Annotated in this window: 17 protein-coding genes; 6 read left to right on the plus strand and 11 right to left on the minus strand. The window is 69.1% G+C overall.

Translation table 11 applies throughout. The features are described 5' to 3' along the window. Positions 1-51: 51 nt before the first annotated feature. Positions 52-1,371 (plus strand): 5-demethoxyubiquinol-8 5-hydroxylase UbiM, encoded by a 1,320-nt coding sequence (ubiM, locus tag AC07PV_RS10125; RefSeq protein WP_494630146.1) that lies wholly within the window; start codon positions 52-54, stop codon positions 1,369-1,371. A gap of 102 nt (positions 1,372-1,473) precedes the next feature. Here the strand turns inward: ubiM and AC07PV_RS10130 are convergent, their stop codons facing one another. Both AC07PV_RS10130 and AC07PV_RS10135 read right to left on the minus strand, forming a co-directional pair. Beyond that, positions 1,474-2,286 (minus strand): class I SAM-dependent methyltransferase, encoded by an 813-nt coding sequence (locus tag AC07PV_RS10130; protein ID WP_370627743.1) that lies wholly within the window; start codon positions 2,284-2,286, stop codon positions 1,474-1,476. A 345-nt stretch (positions 2,287-2,631) separates the two neighbouring features. Further along, on the minus strand, positions 2,632-3,396 hold the full coding sequence (locus AC07PV_RS10135) for a zf-TFIIB domain-containing protein (RefSeq protein WP_218296488.1): 765 nt from the start codon (positions 3,394-3,396) through the stop codon (positions 2,632-2,634). 156 nt (positions 3,397-3,552) lie between these two features. Here AC07PV_RS10135 and AC07PV_RS10140 point away from each other — a divergent pair, with 156 nt between their 5' ends. From AC07PV_RS10140 to AC07PV_RS10155, 4 genes are all read left to right on the plus strand, one after another. After that, positions 3,553-4,842, plus strand: coding sequence for a solute carrier family 23 protein (locus AC07PV_RS10140; protein WP_218296487.1), 1,290 nt, complete (start codon positions 3,553-3,555; stop codon positions 4,840-4,842). Between the two features lie 153 nt (positions 4,843-4,995). Next, on the plus strand, positions 4,996-6,525 hold the full coding sequence (gene scpC / locus AC07PV_RS10145) for a succinyl-CoA:acetate CoA-transferase ScpC (RefSeq protein WP_218339235.1): 1,530 nt from the start codon (positions 4,996-4,998) through the stop codon (positions 6,523-6,525). A gap of 182 nt (positions 6,526-6,707) precedes the next feature. Further along, on the plus strand, positions 6,708-7,859 hold the full coding sequence (locus tag AC07PV_RS10150; protein ID WP_218296485.1) for an ABC transporter substrate-binding protein: 1,152 nt from the start codon (positions 6,708-6,710) through the stop codon (positions 7,857-7,859). A gap of 161 nt (positions 7,860-8,020) precedes the next feature. Then, positions 8,021-8,443 (plus strand): hotdog fold thioesterase, encoded by a 423-nt coding sequence (locus AC07PV_RS10155; protein ID WP_218296484.1) that lies wholly within the window; start codon positions 8,021-8,023, stop codon positions 8,441-8,443. Between the two features lie 196 nt (positions 8,444-8,639). Here the strand turns inward: AC07PV_RS10155 and AC07PV_RS10160 are convergent, their stop codons facing one another. Continuing rightward, positions 8,640-9,209, minus strand: coding sequence for a cob(I)yrinic acid a,c-diamide adenosyltransferase (locus tag AC07PV_RS10160; RefSeq protein WP_218296483.1), 570 nt, complete (start codon positions 9,207-9,209; stop codon positions 8,640-8,642). 189 nt (positions 9,210-9,398) lie between these two features. After that, on the minus strand, positions 9,399-9,839 hold the full coding sequence (locus AC07PV_RS10165; protein WP_218339236.1) for a hypothetical protein: 441 nt from the start codon (positions 9,837-9,839) through the stop codon (positions 9,399-9,401). A gap of 321 nt (positions 9,840-10,160) precedes the next feature. Here AC07PV_RS10165 and AC07PV_RS10170 point away from each other — a divergent pair, with 321 nt between their 5' ends. Continuing rightward, entirely contained in the window at positions 10,161-10,523 is a 363-nt protein-coding gene (locus tag AC07PV_RS10170) for a PLC family EF-hand domain-containing protein (RefSeq protein WP_369641013.1), read from the plus strand. A 151-nt stretch (positions 10,524-10,674) separates the two neighbouring features. Here AC07PV_RS10170 and AC07PV_RS10175 read toward each other — a convergent pair whose 3' ends face one another. The 7 genes from AC07PV_RS10175 to AC07PV_RS10205 all read right to left on the minus strand — a co-directional run bounded on the left by AC07PV_RS10175 (position 10,675) and on the right by AC07PV_RS10205 (position 17,086). Beyond that, positions 10,675-11,469, minus strand: coding sequence for an amino acid ABC transporter ATP-binding protein (locus AC07PV_RS10175; protein WP_494630148.1), 795 nt, complete (start codon positions 11,467-11,469; stop codon positions 10,675-10,677). Next, positions 11,453-12,106, minus strand: a complete 654-nt coding sequence (locus tag AC07PV_RS10180) for an amino acid ABC transporter permease (protein ID WP_057227970.1) — start codon at positions 12,104-12,106, stop codon at positions 11,453-11,455. The genes AC07PV_RS10175 and AC07PV_RS10180 overlap by 17 nt, the downstream gene beginning before the upstream one ends. A gap of 3 nt (positions 12,107-12,109) precedes the next feature. Next, positions 12,110-12,784 carry an amino acid ABC transporter permease gene (locus AC07PV_RS10185; protein WP_218296480.1) on the minus strand — a complete coding sequence of 225 codons (675 nt, stop codon included), beginning with the start codon at positions 12,782-12,784 and terminating at the stop codon, positions 12,110-12,112. 63 nt (positions 12,785-12,847) lie between these two features. Next, complete coding sequence (locus AC07PV_RS10190) at positions 12,848-13,669, minus strand: transporter substrate-binding domain-containing protein (RefSeq protein WP_218339238.1); 822 nt, start codon at positions 13,667-13,669, stop codon at positions 12,848-12,850. Further along, positions 13,666-14,475 carry a GntR family transcriptional regulator gene (locus tag AC07PV_RS10195; RefSeq protein ID WP_494630149.1) on the minus strand — a complete coding sequence of 270 codons (810 nt, stop codon included), beginning with the start codon at positions 14,473-14,475 and terminating at the stop codon, positions 13,666-13,668. Before AC07PV_RS10195 ends, AC07PV_RS10190 begins: the two co-directional genes overlap by 4 nt. Positions 14,476-14,588: 113 nt before the next feature. Further along, positions 14,589-16,097 carry a carboxylesterase/lipase family protein gene (locus AC07PV_RS10200; RefSeq protein ID WP_494630150.1) on the minus strand — a complete coding sequence of 503 codons (1,509 nt, stop codon included), beginning with the start codon at positions 16,095-16,097 and terminating at the stop codon, positions 14,589-14,591. Next, positions 16,094-17,086: a Bug family tripartite tricarboxylate transporter substrate binding protein gene (locus AC07PV_RS10205; RefSeq protein ID WP_494630151.1), complete on the minus strand. Its 993-nt coding sequence runs from the start codon at positions 17,084-17,086 to the stop codon at positions 16,094-16,096. The genes AC07PV_RS10200 and AC07PV_RS10205 overlap by 4 nt, the downstream gene beginning before the upstream one ends. Positions 17,087-17,200 lie beyond the last annotated feature (114 nt).

Consider the following 17,200-nt stretch of genomic DNA (forward strand, 5'->3'; position numbering starts at 1 on the left):
TCCGGTCGCGGGGGTGCGTACCAGGCTGTCCACCTCCTGCCTTTTCCTGCCATGACTTCCTCCTTCTCCTCCCACAGCGATGTCCTCATCGTCGGCGCGGGGCCCGCGGGCCTGTCGCTGGCCATTTCCCTGGCCCACGCCGGTTTCACGGCCACGGTGGTCGAGCAGCAGCCCCAGGCCGCGCTGGCCGCCCCCGCGCCCGACGGCCGCGAGATCGCGCTGACCCACCCCAGCCGCGCCACGCTCCAGCGGCTGGGCACCTGGGCGCAACTGGCGCCGCACGAGACCGGCGCCATCCGCGAGGCCCAGGTGCATGACGGGCCGCTCGGCCAGCGCAGCGCACTGCAGCTCGACGCCCAGCGCTCGGGCCACGGGGCGCTGGGCTTCATCGTCCCCAACCACGCGCTGCGCCGCACCGCCTATGCGGTGGCCGCGCAAACGCCCGGCGTGCGCATCGTCACCGGCGCCCAGGTGACGCGCGTGGCCACCCTGGCCACGCATGCCGAGCTGGCGTACCGCCTGCCTGCCCCCACAGACACGGCCCCGGACGCGGAGGCCCCTTCACCCCAGCGCCTGCAGGCGCCCTTGCTGGTCGCGGCGGACAGCCGCTTCTCGGCCACGCGGCGCCAGCTGGGCATTGGCGCGCGCATGGCGGACTTCGGCCGCACCGTGATCGTCTGCCGCATGCGCCATGCCCGGCCCCATGGCGGCGTGGCGCACGAGTGTTTCGGCTACGAACGCACGCTGGCCATCCTGCCCCTGCCGGATGCGGTGGATGCCGCAGACGTGGCCGACACGGCCGGCAGCCCGCACCTGTGCTCGGTCGTGGTCACCGCAGGCGCTGCGGATGCCGCCACGCTGATGGCGTTGCCCGCCGACGCCTTTGCCGCCCAGGTGCAGGCGCAGTTCGACAACCGCCTGGGGCCCATGCAGCTCGACGGAGAACGCCACGCCTACCCGCTGGTGGCCGTGTACGCGGATCGCTTTGCCGCCCACCGCTGCGCGCTGCTGGGCGACGCGGCCGTGGGCATGCACCCGGTGACGGCCCACGGCTACAACCTGGGCCTGGCCGGCGTGGAGCGCCTGACCGCCGCCCTGCTGGCCGCGCGCGGCCAGGGCCGCGATATCGGAGACAGCGCAATCCTGTCCGGCTATGGACGCGCACACCACCACCACGCATGGCCGATCTACGAAGGCACGAACGCCATCGTGCGGCTGTACACCGATGCCCGCCCCCTGCCCCGCCTGCTGCGCCAGCTGGTGCTGCAGGGCGCCCGGCGCCTGCCACCGCTGCAGGCGGCCATCGTGGGGCAGCTCACCGGCAAGCCGCCCGCGTGGACCGAGCTGCTGGGGCGCCTGGCACGGCAGTGACACGTCCGCCCCCGGCCAGCCCGCCGGCCGCCACCGGGTGCCGCCCCCTTTCCACGCGCGGAAGGGAAGAAGTGGCAGCGCCCGCGCCCACGCCACGGGCGCTCAGGGGGTGGTGACTTCCAGCTCCACCATGCCGTACAGCGGCGCGCCCAGCCAGGGCCACCACAGGGTCTCCAGCGCCAGGCCCGCCCAGCCATAGCATTCCGCCACGCTGTGCGCGTGCCGCAGCGCCAGGCGCGGGTGCGCGGCGGACAGGTCGGCCAGGCGTGCCAGGCCCCAGCGGAACTCGGCCCCCGTGGGTCCCACGCTCGCGTGCCGGCCGGCCGTGCCCACGGCCCGGTGGGTGAGCACGTCCAGCACCAGGCGCGAGCCCGGGGGCGCGCACTGCGCGAACTCGTGCAGCACCGCCTGCACCTGGCCTGGCTCCAGGTACATGAGCACGCCCTCGCACACCACCAGCACGGGCGCCGCTGCCGCCCCGCTCCCCGCCGCGCGCGGCGGCAGGCCCAGCCGGTGCCACCAGCCGGGCTGGGTGATGTCCGCCTCGGCCAGCCGTGTGCGCGGGCACCGCGCGGGCAGCAGTTGCCGTCGCAGCGCCATCACCTCGGGCAGGTCGGCGTCGAGCCAGTGGTTGGCGCCGGTGTCCAGCCACTGGAAATGGTGCGACAGGCCGCAGCCCAGGTTCACGCCCTGGCCCCCGGGGTGCCTGAGGAAGAAGCCCTGCGCGGTGTCCCGGATGATCCGGGTGCGCCACAGCACGTTCAGCACGGTGGGCAGGTCGTTGAGGTAGGGCTCCACATCGGTGCCCAGCCGCTCCAGCAGCCCGGCGGCCACCGCATCGCCGCAGGCCAGCCAGGGAAAGTAATGGTTGCCCCGCGCCCGCGCCGCCAGCGGGATGAGGAGGGTGCTGGGCACGGCGGGCAAGGGCGCGTGCCGCAGCGGGGCCGGTGCCGCGGCGCTGCGTGGCGCGGGCGCCCGCCCGGCGGATGCCCGGGGACGGCGTCGGCTTCGGTGCGGCTGCAGCGGCAAGATCGTCTCCTCCTGTGGTCGCAGGGACGCCCCGTTTGGCGGAATGGATGGACGGGAGCAGGCAGTACGGCGGCCACGCGCACAGGCTGCTGGCCGCCACGGGAGACTGCGGCGACGGACTGGGGCCGCCGGGAAGTCTGCGAACGCCATTGTGGTCCGAACCCGGGCCGGTGTGCCCATTTCGCAGGGCCGCGCAAGGGTATATGCAAACGCGGGAAATGGCCGGTGCGGCTACACCCGCTTGGTCAACACCTCCCAGACCAGCGAGACGCCCGCGGCCAGCAGGTCGCCGGTGAAGGAGTCGCCATCGCCATCCCGCGCGCCGCTGAAGGCACTCTTTTGCCGCTCGCGCTCGGCCCGGCTGCGGTCGCGCTCCAGCGCCACCAGGGCATCGCCAATGTCCACGGTCGCCGCCGGCGTGCCGTGCGCGGCCTGGGCCGGGCGGGCGCCAGCCCGGGCGTAGCCCTCCATCGCGCGCACCACCGCGTCGGGGTCGATGAGCGAGAACGCCGCGCGGCAGTAGGGGCAGGCGTGGTCCTTGCGGATGTCCACGGGCGCGCCGCAGCTGGTGCAGTAGATGGCGCCCACGCGCCGGGCCAGGTCGTCGATCTCGGGGCGCGTCATGTGGCGCACGAAGCCCTTTTCGACCATGAAGGAGGAAAAGGTGCTGAACCGCCCGTGCTGGCGCGCGCAGCGGTAGGTCATGTAGCGGCCGCTGCGCACAACGTCGAAGCCCTGGTCCAGCGCGCAGCTGCAGCGCGGGCAGGCCATGCGCGCCTGCAGCGGGCGGTGTTCATGGGTGCGGTGTTCGTGCAGCAGGCGGAACAGGTCCACCACCGCCTGGGGCGAGAGCTTGAGGTTCTCGTGCCGGTCCAGCCAGAGGCCCTGGCAGGCGTAGCAGATGTCCAGCTCCAGCGTGTGCCCGGTGTTGCTGGTGAACGAATGGGCCTCCATGGGCTGGCGGCACGACGGGCAGGATGGGGCGGATGGCGGCATGGTGGACGTCGGGTGAGGGCCGGCCCTCTTGCCCGCCGCTGTGAGGCAGCCATCCTACCGTTCCCGCCGCCTCGCACCTTCGCCTGGCGAAGTTCATCGTCCACGTGCGCATTCATCCACTAGCATTCGCGCCTCGAACTACAAGGAACAACACACATGGGATTCATGAACTGGCAAGAAAAAAGCGCGGCCGTGCTGCAGCAGGGCGGAGTGATCGCGCCCGACGAACGGCTGCCCTGGCCGCAGACGGCGGCGATGGGCGTGCAGCATGTGATCGCGATGTTCGGCGCCACGGTGCTGGCGCCCATCCTGATGGGGTTCGACCCCAACGTGGCCATCCTGATGAGCGGCGTGGGCACGCTGATCTTCTTCCTGGTGACGGGCGGCAGGGTGCCCAGCTACCTGGGTTCGAGCTTTGCCTTCATCGGGGTGGTGATCGCGGCCACGGGCTATGCGGGCAAGGGGGCCAACGGCAACATCGCCGTCGCCCTGGGCGGCATCATCGCCTGCGGCCTGCTCTACACGCTGATCGGCGCGCTGGTGCAGGCCATCGGCACGGGCTGGATCGAGCGCTTCATGCCGCCCGTGGTCACGGGCTCGGTCGTCGCGGTGATCGGGCTGAACCTGGCGGGCATTCCGATCAAGAACATGGCGGCGAGCAATTTCGACAGCTGGATGCAGGTCGTGACCTTCGTGAGCGTGGGCCTGGTGGCCGTGCTCACGCGCGGCATGGTGCAGCGCCTCTTGATCCTGGTGGGGCTGATCGTGGCGAGCATCATCTACGCGGTGCTCACCAACGGCCTGGGCCTGGGCAAGCCCATCGACCTGTCGATCCTGGCGAACGCGGCATGGGTGGGCATGCCCAACTTCGCCGCGCCGGTGTTCGACGGCAACGCGATGCTGCTGATCGCCCCGGTGGCCATCATCCTGGTGGCGGAGAACCTGGGCCACATCAAGGCCGTGACGGCCATGACCGGCCGCGACCTGGACCGCTACATGGGCCGTGCGTTCATCGGCGACGGCGTGGCCACCATGGTGAGCGGCGGCGTGGGCGGCACGGGCGTGACGACCTATGCCGAGAACATCGGCGTGATGGCCGCGACCAAGATCTACTCCACCGCCGTGTTCCTGCTGGCGGGCGTGTTCGCGCTGGTGCTGGGCTTTTCCCCCAAGTTCGGCGCGCTGATCCAGACCATTCCGCTGCCGGTGATGGGGGGCGTCTCCATCGTGGTGTTCGGCCTGATCGCGGTGGCCGGGGCCAAGATCTGGGTGGACAACAAGGTGGACTTCTCGCAGAACAAGAACCTGATCGTCGCGGCCATCACGCTCATCCTGGGCACGGGCGACTTCACGCTCAAGTTCGGCCAGTTCGCACTGGGCGGCATCGGCACGGCCACGTTCGGCGCCATCCTGCTGTATGCCTTGCTCAACCGCAAAGCGGCGTAATCTGCGGACGTGAGCGGACGTGAGCGGACGTACCGCATTTGTAAGGGTTAACCCTTAATTTGTAAGGAACGACGGCTAGCATCCTGGGTTTTGTCCACGGGGCCATCCGCTCACCGGGCGGGTGGCCTCTTTTCTTTTTTGCGGAGTTTGTTCATGTCCCTGGCCGATCGGGTGCTGTACCCCGACTTTCTCTCCCGCACCATGTCCGCCGACGAGGCGGCCGCCCTGATCCCTGCCGGTGCCCATGTGGGCATGAGCGGCTTCACCGGCGCGGGCTACCCCAAGGCCGTGCCCGGCGCGCTGGCGCGGCGCATCGAAAGCCTGAACGCGCAAGGCCATGGTTTCAAGATCGGGCTGTGGACGGGAGCCAGCACCGCGCCTGAGCTGGACGGCGCGCTGGCCCAGGTGGACGGCATCGAGATGCGACTGCCCTACCAGTCCGACCCCACGGTGCGCCGCCAGATCAATGCGGGCCACATGCAGTACGTGGACATCCACCTGTCGCACGTGGCGCAGTTCGTGTGGTTCGGCTTCCTGGGCAAGCTCGACGTGGCCGTGGTCGAGGTGGCGGGCGTGCTGCCCGACGGCCGGCTGATTCCCTCGTCCTCGGTGGGCAACAACAAGACCTGGCTGGACCAGGCCGACAAGGTCATCCTGGAAGTGAATGCCTGGCACAACCCGGGCCTGGAAGGGATGCACGACATCTACTACGGCACCGACGTGCCGCCACACCGCAGGCCCATCCCGATGACGCGGCCCGACGAGCGCATCGGCGAGCCCTACCTGCGCTGCGACCCGTCCAAGGTGATCGCGGTGGTGGTGACGGACCAGCCCGACCGCAACAGCGTCTACGCCGCGCCCGACGACACCTCGAACCGCATCGCGGGCCACATCATCGAGTTCCTGCAGCACGAGGTGAAGAAGGGCCGGCTGCCCCGGGACCTGCTGCCGCTGCAGTCGGGCGTGGGCAACATCGCCAACGCGGTGCTGGCGGGGCTGAACAACGGCCCGTTCGAAAACCTCACGGCCTACACCGAGGTGCTGCAGGACGGCATGCTGGACATGCTGCGCTCGGGCAAGCTCGCCAGCGCCTCGGCCACCGCCCTGTCGCTCAGCCCGGCGGCGATGCAGGACTTCAACGAGCGCATCGAGTACTACAAGCAGCGCATCGTGCTGCGCCCGCAGGAGATCAGCAACCACCCGGAGCTGATCCGCCGCATGGGCCTGATCGCGATGAACGGCATGATCGAGGCCGACATCTACGGCAACGTCAACTCCACCCACATCATGGGCTCGGCCATCATGAACGGCATCGGCGGCTCGGGCGACTTCGCGCGCAATGCGTACCTGTCGATCTTCATGACGCCCTCGCTGGCCAAGAACGGCTCGATCTCGTGCATCGTGCCCATGGCCTCGCACGTGGACCACACCGAGCACGACGTGCAGATCCTCGTCACCGAACAGGGCCTGGCCGACCTGCGCGGCCACTCGCCCACGCAGCGGGCCGAGCTCATCATCGACCGCTGCGCGCACCCCGACTTCCGCCCGGCCCTGCACGACTATGTGGCCCGCGCCAAGCGCGGCGCCGTGGGCCAGCACACGCCGCACCTGCTGGGCGAGGCACTGTCCTGGCACCAGCGCTACGTGGAGACGGGCAGCATGCGGCAGAGCGCGCCCGCCTGACCAGGCCCCGGCCGAATCCCCCGGCCCGGCAGGGAGAACATGGTCTTGTCACAGGCCCTGGGTAAAATCAGGGTTAACCCTTGGTCGTCGGACCACCAGGCCTCCCCCCGTTTTCCTTTTTCTTCACCGGCCACCAGCCCTTCGCGGGGCTGGTGGCCTTCTTGTCCGTGAGTTTTCCTGCCATGCAACGTCGCCAGTTCACCCAGTCCCTTGCCGCTGCCAGCGCCGGCCTGCTTTTTGCCAACCCGTCGCGCGCCGTGGGCGTGCAGGACCCGATGGACGCCAGGAGCGTGGCCATTGGCTGCTCCGTCGGCCTGACCGGCGCCCTGGCCAGCCTGGGCAAGGAACTCAAGCAGGGCCTGGACGCGGGCATCGCCCAGGCGAACGTGCGCGGCATCCATGGCCGGGAGCTGAAGCTGCTGGCGCTGGACGACGGCTATGACGCCGCCCGCTCGGAGGAGAACGCGCGCAAGCTGATCGCCGACGGCGGCGTGGTGGCGCTGCTGTCGTGCATGGGCACGGCCAACAACCAGCGCATCCTGCCGCTGGTGGACGAGGCGCAGATCCCCTACGTGGCCCCGCAAAGCGGCGCCACGTCGCTGCGCAAGGCCGAGTACCGCTCGGTGTTCCACGTGCGCGCCAGCTACTCCGACGAGGCCCAGCGCCTCACGCAGAAGCTGGTGGCCATGGGCATCACCGACCTGGCCATCGTCTACCAGGACACCGCCTTCGGCCGCGAATTCCTGGCCGATGTGAACAACGCCATGAAGGCGGCCCAGCAGCCCGCGCCCAAGGCGTTCAAGCTCGACGCACAGGGCGCGCAGGTGGCCGACGTGGTCAGGCAGGCCGTGGCGGCCAAGCCCACGACGGTGCTGCTGGGGACGGCGGGCGACGTGTCGGCCGCGCTGGTCAGCGAATTCAAGAAGGTGTCGCCCAGCACCCCGCTGGCAGCGACCAGCGTGGCCCTGTCCGGCGACAACCTGCGCCAGCTCGGCGGCAAGGCGGCGGGCATCGCGCTGTCGATGGTGCTGCCCGACGCGGGCCGCACCAGCGTTGCCCTGGTGCGCGACTACCAGCGCGCCATGAAGGCGGTGGGCTTTCAGGAATTCTCGAGCCGCAGCTTCGAGGGCTATGTGAACGCCCGCGTGCTCGCCGAAGGCCTGGAGCGCGCCGGCCGCGAGCTGACCCGCGCCAGGCTGCGCAACGCGCTGGCCGGCATCCGCAGCAACGACCTGGGCGGCCTCACGATCGACTACGCAGGCAGCGCCCCCTATGTGGGCTCGCGTTTCCTGGACCTGGGCGTGATGGGCGCCAACGGCAAATTCATCGGGTAACCCCCTGAGGCGCTGCGCGCCATTCCTCAAGGGGGGACGCCTCCGGTGGACCGGCAGGGCCGGATCCACGGTGGCGCCGGGCCGGGGCTGCGCCCATGAGAGCAAGATGGGCACAATGGCCGGTCCGAAAAGATTCATCCCTCTGTCCGACCGAAGCCACCATGCCCATCTGGAAAAAGCCCGTCGACCTGGCTCGACTCAACGCCGACCACCACAACACCGCTGCCTCGCACCTGGGCATCGAGATCATCGAACTGGGTGACGACTTCCTGCGCGGCCGCGTGCCGGTGGACCAGCGCACCAAACAGCCCTTCGGGCTGCTGCACGGCGGTGTGAGCGTGGTGCTGGCCGAGTCGCTGGGCTCGGTGGGCGCCTACTACGCCAGCCCCGAGGGCCACAACGCCGTGGGCCTGGACATCAACGCCAACCACCTGCGCTCCGCCACCAGCGGCTGGGTGACGGCCACCGCCCGGCCCATCCACCTGGGCCGCACCACGCACGTGTGGCACATCGACATGGTCAACGACGCGGGCGAGCTCACCTGCGTGTCGCGGCTGACCATGGCGATCCTGGCGCCGAGATAAGGTGCATCCCCCTGAGGCACTTCGTGCCTTCCCCCTTCTCTCGAATCGCTAACGCGACTCGGGAAGGGGGACGCAGCCCTCGCTGCGGGGCGGCCCTTGCTTGGCTGCCCTGGTGGGCAGCGCCACCCGCAGCGGGCAGGGTTGAATTTATAGAAAATTACTCTCCAGCGCTTACTGGGTAAGCGCCAGAAGCTATCTATTCAGTAGCATTCTGCTGCGCCAGGCGCTCGCTTTTCCAGTACACGTCATCCCCGCCATCCATGCGGTTGAGCACGCGGGCCAGGACGAACATCAGGTCGGAGAGGCGGTTGAGGTACTGGCGAGGCGCGTCGTTCAGCGCCTCTTCGTTGCCCAGGGCGACCACGGCGCGTTCGGCGCGGCGCGCCACGGTGCGGCAGACATGGGCTTGCGCGGCGGCTCGGGTGCCGGCGGGCAGGATGAATTCCTGCAGGCGCGGCAGCGCCGCGTTGTGGTGGGCCAGGGCGTCATCCAGTGCCAGCACCGCTTGCGGCTTGAGCAGTTCGAAGCCCGGGATCGACAGCTCGCCCCCCAGGTTGAACAGCTGGTGCTGCACCTCGACGAGCAGGCCGCGCACGTCCTCCGGCACGCGCTCGCACAGCAGCAGGCCGATGTGGGAGTTGAGCTCATCCACGTCACCGAGCGCATGGATGCGCAGGCTGTCCTTGGAGACGCGTTCGTTGTTGCCCAGGCCGGTGGTGCCGGCGTCGCCGGTGCGCGTGGCGATCTGTGTGAGTCGGTTGCCCATGGGTGCCTTGCTTGGTCGGTGGGGGATGCGGCGCAGGGCCGCGCGGGGAATCTACACCCGCGATTTTCCGCCACCGGGCCCGCCGGGCTGGCATTCAAAAAAAAGCCCCTTGCACACGCACCCGGTGCAAGGGGCGGACGGGCAGCCCCTATCGCGCTGCCGTCCACCGGCTGCCGCCGGCCACCAGGGTCACTGGGTCGCCGTCGAGCGGTTGAGCTTGTCGATGTCCGCCGTGGAAACACCCGTGTTCGAGGGCTTGAGGTTGTTCCACGCATTGGCGTGGTACGTGTCCCACTCCTGGCGCGACACCATGCCGTCGCCGTTGGAGTCCATGAGGCGGGCGTTCACCCGCGTTTCCGCCTTGGCGGCGGCCTTGCCCCCGGAGGCGCTGGGGTTGATCTCTGCCACCGGGGCGCCACGGCCATCGCCCTTGGCAGGGTTGGCGGGCGCCGCCGTGCTCTGGCTGGCACGGTTGTCGGCCTTGTTCTGCGCATTCGCGGCGGCGGGGCCGCCCGAAGCGGCGGGATTCACCTCGGAAGGGGGGCGGGCGGTGTTGGTGGCGGGCGCCTGCGCGAGGGCGGCGGTGCAGGCCAGGGCGGCGAGGGCGGCCACAACGGTTTGCTTTTGCATGAGAGGCTCCTTGGGATAAAACAACAAAAAACATCCATCCAACGGGATGCTGAAGTGCATTGTTTTGGGCCGGCGGGAACGCCGATGTAGGACATGCCCCGGCCTGCCAGTCATCCGGCAACCGGCCCGCGGCGTCGGGCGGGCGCCTGTGGCGCCCTACGTTTGGGTACATCCCCTCCGCATTGCCCTACAAAGCAGCCGCTGCCGGTTACACCGCGCTGGGAAATGTTGGCCCGGGCAACAGCAGGCAAGAGTGCTGGCCTTGCCCGGCCTGCTGCGGTGCAATGAAACCCTGTTCAACTTCGAAGGAGCCTAGCTTCCATGAAAGCACTGCAACGACGCACCTATTCGTTCGATACGCGCAGCGTGATGCTCTTCGCCGCCCTCTCCCTGGGTGGCGTGGGCGCATTGCAGGCACAGTCCACTTCCACTTCGCCCCAGCCTGCGCCGGCCAGCAAGGCCGCAGCCCCGGGAGACCCCAAATACTCCTACGGCCCTGGCACCGGAAACCCCTCCATGGCCGCCACCAACGCTTTCAATCGCGCCGACACCGACAAGGACGGCAAGCTGAGCGAGAAGGAAGCCACCAAGCTGCCGGCCATCAGCCAGCGCTTCAAGGAGCTGGATGCCGACCAGAGCGGCTCCCTGTCTCCAGCCGAATTCGAGAAGGGCCTTCTTTCCTGATCCTCCATCCCGGATGCCCTGGCTCTTGGCCACGGAGCCAAACCCGGGGTGACCACCGCGTGTAGCGGACCATTGGCGTCCGCGAGCCCGCCCGCCCTGGAGCGTTCCAGACCGTGGGCGGGCTTTTGTGCCTGCGCGCCGAGGGCCGCCGTCAGTCGTGCAGCGAGGACAGGAATTGCTGCAGTTCAGGCGTGCGCGGGTGGCCGAACAGCTCGGCGGGCGTGCCCGTCTCGTGCACACGGCCCTGGTGCATGAAGATCACGCGGTCGCTGACCTTGCGCGCGAATGCCATCTCGTGCGTGACCATCATCAGTGTCATGCCTTCCAGCGCGAGCGACTCCACCACGCGCAGCACCTCGCCCACCAATTCAGGGTCGAGCGCCGAGGTGATCTCGTCGCACAGCAGCACCTGCGGCTCCATGGCCAGGGCGCGTGCAATGGCCACGCGCTGCTGCTGCCCGCCCGAGAGCTGGTCGGGCATGGCGTCGAATTTTTCTGCCAGGCCCACGCGCTCGAGGAGCTTGCGCGCCTGCGCGGCCGCCGTGGCGGCGTCGCGCGACTTCACCAGCGTGGGGGCCAGCATGATGTTGCGGCCCACCGAAAGGTGCGGGAACAGGTTGAAGTTCTGAAAAATCATGCCCACCTGCTGGCGCAGCTCACGCATGGCCGTGGGGCTGTCGTGCATGAGCTTCTTGCCGTTGACGCTGAGGGCACCCTCCTGAAAGACCTCCAGCCCGTTCACGCAGCGCAGCAGCGTGCTCTTGCCCGAGCCGCTCTTGCCGATGATGGCGATCACCTCGCCCTTTTGCACCTTGAGGTCGATGCCCTTGAGCACCTCGTTCGTGCCGTAGGACTTGCGCAGGGCCGTGATGTCCACGATGGGCGGCGTGCCCACCACGATGCCGTCGTGGGCGGGAGCCGGGGTTGTATCAACTGCGGTTGCCATGGAGTTTCCTTTCAAGGGACTGCGCCACCAGGCTCACCGGGAAGCACAAAACAAAGTACAGCAGGGCCACGCAGGCGTAGACCAGAAAGGGCTGGTAGGTGGCGTTGGAAATCATGCTGCCGGCCTTGGTCAGCTCGACAAAGCCGATCACCGATGCCAGCGCCGTGCCCTTGATCACCTGCACCAGAAAACCCACGGTGGGCGGCACCGCAATGCGCAGTGCCTGCGGCAGCACCACATGGCGCAGCTGCTCGCCAAAGTTCAGGGCCAGGCTCTGCGCCGCCTCCCACTGGCCCTTGGGGATGGAGGCCACGCAGCCGCGCCAGATCTCCGTGAGATAGGCGCTGGTGTAGAGCGTGAGTGCCACGGCGGCGGCTGTCCACGGCGAGGTCTTGATGCCAAAGAGCGCAATGCCGAAGTACGCCAGGAACAGCTGCATGAGCAGCGGCGTGCCCTGGAACACCTGCACGTAGGCCCCGATCAGGCGCTCGGTACCCCGCACCTTGGACAGACGCAGCACCAGCAGCAACAGGCCCACCAGCCCGCCGCCGATGAAGGCAATGAGCGAGAGACTGACGGTCCAGCGCGCGGCCATCAGCAGGTTGCGCAGGATGTCCCACAGAGAAAATTCCACCATGGCTTATCTCCCCACCAAGAATCGGGCACCCACCCAGATGAGCAGGCGGCGGGTCAGCATCGACAGCGCCAGGTACACGGCCGTCGCCAGGATGAACGCCTCGAACGCGCGGAAGGTGTTGCTGGAGATCAGGTTGGCCGCGTAGCTCAGTTCCGGCGTGGAGATCTGCCCGCACACGGCCGAGCCCAACATCACGATGATGATCTGGCTCACCATGGCCGGCCACACCTTGAGCAGCGCCGGCGGCAGCACCACACGGCGGAAGGTCTGGCCGGGCGTCAGGGCCAGGCTCTGCGCGGCTTCGATCTGCCCGCGCGGCGTGGCCTCGATGCCGGCGCGGATGATCTCGGCCGAATACGCGCCCAGGTTGATCACCATGGCCAGCACGGAGGCCACCTCGGGCGAGAGCTTGAGCCCGAGCGCCGGCAGGCCGAAGAACAGGAAGAACAGCTGCACGATGAAGGGCGTGTTGCGCACCAGCTCCACATAGGCGGCCACGGCCCAGCGCAGCGGCAGCGCACGCGGCCCCAGGTTGCGGGCGCGCGCCCAGGCACAGGCCGTGCCCAGCAACAGGCCCAGCACGGTGCCCACCACCGTGAGCCCGATGGTCCAGACCACACCGCGCACCAGCAGCGGCCAGGAGGACAGCACGGCAGAGAAATCCAGCGCGATCAGCATGCGGTTGCCCTGCGGCGCTTGTCACGCCCCAGGCCTGTTCAGCAAATGGTCAGTGGTGAGCGTTCACAGGGGCAGTTCGCCGGCGGGACGGCCCAGCCACTTGCTGGAGAGCTTGTCGATGTCGCCCGACTTCTTCGCCTCGGCGATGATCTCGTTCACGCGCAGGCGCAGCTTGTCCTCGCCCTTGGCCACGCCGATGAAGTTGGGGCTGTCCTTGAGCAGCAGCTTGTACTCGGTCTGCAGGCTGGGGTTCTTCATCATGATGGTGCCGGCCGTGGACGCGCTGGTGGCGATGGCCTGCGTCTGGCCCGACACGAAGGCCGAGATGCTGGCCGCGTGGTCTTCAAAACGCTTCACGTCCACGCCGGCGGGCGCGACCTTGGCCAGTTCCTGGTCCTCCATGGCGCCGCGCGTCACGGCCACCGACTTGCCGGCCAGGTCCGCAAAACTCTTGATCGACAGGCTCTTGCCCGCGAACACGGCCTGGAAGAACGGGGCGTAGGCGGCGGTGAAGTCGATCACCTTCTCGCGCTCGGGGTTCTTGCCCAGCGTGGAGATGACGAGGTCGGCCTTCTGCGTCTGCAGGTAGGGGATGCGGTTGGCGCTGGTCACGGGGATCAGTTCGACCTTCACGCCCAGCTTGGTGGCGATGTAGTTGGCCATTTCCACATCCAGGCCCTGGGGCTTGAGATCCGTGCCGACAAAGCCGTAGGGCGGATAGTCGGTGGGGATGGCGATCTTGATTTCCTTGGCCTTGAGGATGTTGTCCAGCGCGTTCTGCGCGTGGGCGGCAGGGGCCATCAGCGCGGCCGACAGGCCCGTGGCGGCGAGCACGCCCAGTGTCAGGCGGCGGGTCGAGGAAACAAAGGCACGGGAGGCGGTCATAGCAGGGCTCCTAGGTAGGTGGATGCGTCGGCGGGTGCTGCGTCCTTGTCGGACGCTTTCGGGGTGGAACTCTTGGGCGCAGCGCGGGGCTTGCGTTGCCGGGGCTGCGCGGTGGTGTCCGCTGCGGCGGCGGTGCTCTTGCGCACCGGGGCCAGCGCATCGCGCAGCCCGGCCAGCGGGTCGGTGCTGGCCTGCAGGCGCAGCGCGGATTGCACCGAGCCGATGTGCTCGGACATGAGCGCTTCGGCTTGGGCGATGTCGCCCGCCTCCAGCGCCTCGACGATGCGCACGTGGTCGGCGCACGACTGCGCGGCATCGTGCGACGACTGGTAGAGCATGGCGATCAGCGTGGTGCGCGCCGTGAAGTCGCGCAGCGTGTCGGCCAGCAGTGAATTGCCCAGGCATTCGGCCAGGCACACATGGAAGTCGCCCAGCAGGAAGCTGCGCGCGCCCACGTCGCTGCCCGCCAGCGCCGCCTTCTCGCGCTGCAGGTGGCTCCTGAGCTGGCGCACGGCCGCCTTGTCCACCGCCTTGAGCTGGTGCAGCAGGCCCAGTTCGATCACGCGGCGCGCCTCGAAGGCCTCGCGCGCCTCGTCTTCCGAGGGTTCGATCACATACCAGCCACGCCGCGCGCTCACGGTGACGATGCCGCGCGTGGACAGCCGCGTGAGCGCCTCGCGCACGATGGTGCGGCTGCAGTCGAACAGCATGGCCAGCTGCTGCTCGCCCAGGCGCGAGCCGGGGGCGAGCTTTTGCGCCATCACGGCTTCGATGATGCGGTTGCTGATCTCGGTGGCGGTGGTCATTGCCGCCTGCTGATTGCAGGTTCCGTGCCAACTGGTATACAAGATGGATGCACCAGTGTGGCGCGCCAGCCTATGGCGCCCTACGGGGGCTCAGCGGACTTCGCCCTCCTTGCTCAAAGAATGCCTCGCCACAGATTGAATCTGGTGGGTTCGCTATGGATTTCGCAGCGCGATGCGCTGTTGAAATGCTGCAGCCAGGGCATGGTGCCCTCATGGCGCGCCCAGCCGGGGTCGCCCCGGCGCGCAAAACTCGCCCAGCTTTGGTGCATGGCCTGCGCCAGAGCGGCAGGCGGCGCGGCCCCCGTGAACTCTTGCCCCTGGGCAGTGTGAAGGTTGCCAAAGACAAACGGCAGCTCCACCGCGTGCGCCGCGCCCAGCCGCCCCCGCCACTGGGGGGATGCCCAGGCAAACTCATAGCGGTGGGCGCTTTGGGCCCATTCGCTGGCCAGCGCCGCGATGCGCTGTGCGGGCACGCGGTAGTAGAAATCGGACTGCAAGGCTGACAGCAGCTCGCCCGGTGTCTGCTGGGCAGCCGGCAACAGCGCCCGGCAGGCGCGAACCGCCTCCGTGGGCAAACCCACATCCTGCGCAAACGCCAGCACCTGCGCCTCGCTCACGCGGTCGATGGCGCCGCCCGGCACGTGGTACAGGCGCATCTCGTCCACATTGCTGCCCACCAGCACCTGCAGGTCCGGTGGCCGGGCCCTCCATTGCTGGCGCATCGCCTGCAGCGGCGGCGCAGCCAGCACCCGCCCATCCACCACGGGCCGCAGCGGAAAGAAGTTGCGGCCCCCGATGCCATGCCGAACCCGAAGCGATGGATCTGCTGCCAGCCTGTGGACGGCATGAAGCACCGAACCGATGGGTGCCGAGGCCAGCGTGGTGCGGCTCGGCGCCACGCCCACCAACGCAGCCACTGCGCGGCGCACGGCGGCGGCTTCGTCCAACGTTTGGCAGGCCACGCTCGGGCTTTGCAGGATGACCCTCTGGAACAAGCCGCGCGACGCTGGCATGCCCAGCAGGCACGCCAGCGCACCCGCGCCCGCCGACTGGCCAAACACCGTGACCTGCGTCGGGTCGCCACCCCAGGCCTGGACATGGTCCTGCACCCACTGCAGCGCAGCGATCTGGTCCAGCAAACCCCGGTTGGCGGGTGCACCGTCGTCCTCACCCTCGAAGTGCATGAACCCGTCCATGCCCAGCCGGTACTGCAGCGACACAAAAACCAGCCCCTGCCGGGCGAACGAAGCGCCGTCGTACAGCGGCTCGCTCGCCGAGCCGCGAAAGAAGCCGCCACCATGCACCCACACCAACACCGGCAGGCCCGCACCCGGCGCTGCGGGCGGTGCCCACACATTGACGGCCAGACAGTCCTGGCCACCCAGCATGGGCGCATCGGCTTTTGCCGTGCGGGCCAGCTGCGGCGCCATGGGCGCGAAGGTGGTGGCGTCGCGCAGGCCGGACCACGGCAACGCAGGCGCCGGTGCCACAAAGCGCAGCGCGCCACGTGGTGCCTGGGCGTACGGCACGCCACGGAACACACGCACGCCGTGGTCCCACAGACCCCGCAGCTGGCCGCCGTGGGGCAGCGTGACCTGGGGTGCCGCTGTGCCCACTGTCATTCCGTGGCCAGGCCCAGCTTGTCGATCAAGGGCCGCCACACGGCCGCATCGCGCGAGGCCCAGGCGCGCACGTCGCCCGGCACCGAGGAAGTGAGCGTGACGTTCATGGCCTCCAGCCGCGATTTGTACTGCGCATCGCCCCGGCACTTTTCGGTGACGGCGTTGAGCTTGCTCAGCAGTTCGGGCGGCGTGCCCGCCTTGGCCACCACCGCAATCCACGCGGGCCGCGCCAGGTCGGCGGCGGTGGGCAACGCTTCGGCAATGGTGGGCACCTCCGGCAGCAGGGGCGAGCGCTGCGCGCCAAACAGCGCCAGCGGCACCAGCTTGCCCGCCTTGACCTGGGCTGCGGCCGTGCCGATGACCAGGGTCATCGCATGGATCTGCTGCCCCATCAGCGCGGTGAGGCCCGCGCCTTCGCCCACAAAGGGCACATGGGTGCCAGCCACGCCAAGGCGCTCGATGAGCGCCGAAGTCAGCAGGTGCGCCGGGCTGCCCTTGCCCGGCGACCCAAAGTTGACGCCACCCGGCGTGGCGCGCGCGAGTTTTTGCAGATCGGCCAGGCTCGCGATGCCCTGCCCCGCAGGCACGGCCAGCACCAGCGGCGACGTGCCCAGCACGGCCACGCCATCGAAATCGCGCAGCGGGTCGTACGGCGGCTGCTTGTACACATACGGCGTGATCGTCATCTGCGACATGCCGATGCTCAGCAGGCTGTAGCCGTCGGCGGGCTGGCCCTTGAGGTAGTTGATTGCCAGCACGCCGTTGGCCCCCGGCTTGTTCTGCACCACCACCGCCTGGCCCAGTTCACGCGCGGCGCAATCGGCCCACACGCGGGTCATCGCGTCCGAGCCGCTGCCGGGCGGCTGCTGCGCAATGAGCTGGATGGGCTTGGCCGGGTACGCGCCTGGCTGTGCCACTGCGATGCCTGCCAGCAGCACGAGGGCGCCCAGCAGCGGAATGCGGGGCGCGCGGGGGAAGGAAAGGGCCATGGTGTGTTGTCTCCTGGTTTTTTTGGGGGGGTGGCAGTGGAATGGCGTTGCACGGGCGCCTGGCGGGGCACCCGCAAACGTGCGCAGGTGCGCGCCGGTGCGGCGGCACCCGGG

The sequence above is a fragment of the Acidovorax sp. GW821-FHT09A11 genome (assembly GCF_059418365.1).

Bases quoted from the DNA above. Each gene is read 5' to 3' on its own strand.
- ubiM (WP_494630146.1), top strand. From the start codon at position 52: ATGACTTCCTCCTTCTCCTCCCACAGCGATGTCCTCATCGTCGGCGCG.
- AC07PV_RS10135 (WP_218296488.1), bottom strand. From the start codon at position 3,396: ATGCCGCCATCCGCCCCATCCTGCCCGTCGTGCCGCCAGCCCATGGAG.
- AC07PV_RS10140 (WP_218296487.1), top strand. From the start codon at position 3,553: ATGGGATTCATGAACTGGCAAGAAAAAAGCGCGGCCGTGCTGCAGCAG.
- scpC (WP_218339235.1), top strand. From the start codon at position 4,996: ATGTCCCTGGCCGATCGGGTGCTGTACCCCGACTTTCTCTCCCGCACC.
- AC07PV_RS10150 (WP_218296485.1), top strand. From the start codon at position 6,708: ATGCAACGTCGCCAGTTCACCCAGTCCCTTGCCGCTGCCAGCGCCGGC.
- AC07PV_RS10155 (WP_218296484.1), top strand. From the start codon at position 8,021: ATGCCCATCTGGAAAAAGCCCGTCGACCTGGCTCGACTCAACGCCGAC.
- AC07PV_RS10160 (WP_218296483.1), bottom strand. From the start codon at position 9,209: ATGGGCAACCGACTCACACAGATCGCCACGCGCACCGGCGACGCCGGC.
- AC07PV_RS10165 (WP_218339236.1), bottom strand. From the start codon at position 9,839: ATGCAAAAGCAAACCGTTGTGGCCGCCCTCGCCGCCCTGGCCTGCACC.
- AC07PV_RS10170 (WP_369641013.1), top strand. From the start codon at position 10,161: ATGAAAGCACTGCAACGACGCACCTATTCGTTCGATACGCGCAGCGTG.
- AC07PV_RS10175 (WP_494630148.1), bottom strand. From the start codon at position 11,469: ATGGCAACCGCAGTTGATACAACCCCGGCTCCCGCCCACGACGGCATC.
- AC07PV_RS10180 (WP_057227970.1), bottom strand. From the start codon at position 12,106: ATGGTGGAATTTTCTCTGTGGGACATCCTGCGCAACCTGCTGATGGCC.
- AC07PV_RS10185 (WP_218296480.1), bottom strand. From the start codon at position 12,784: ATGCTGATCGCGCTGGATTTCTCTGCCGTGCTGTCCTCCTGGCCGCTG.
- AC07PV_RS10190 (WP_218339238.1), bottom strand. From the start codon at position 13,669: ATGACCGCCTCCCGTGCCTTTGTTTCCTCGACCCGCCGCCTGACACTG.
- AC07PV_RS10195 (WP_494630149.1), bottom strand. From the start codon at position 14,475: ATGACCACCGCCACCGAGATCAGCAACCGCATCATCGAAGCCGTGATG.
- AC07PV_RS10200 (WP_494630150.1), bottom strand. From the start codon at position 16,097: ATGACAGTGGGCACAGCGGCACCCCAGGTCACGCTGCCCCACGGCGGC.
- AC07PV_RS10205 (WP_494630151.1), bottom strand. From the start codon at position 17,086: ATGGCCCTTTCCTTCCCCCGCGCGCCCCGCATTCCGCTGCTGGGCGCC.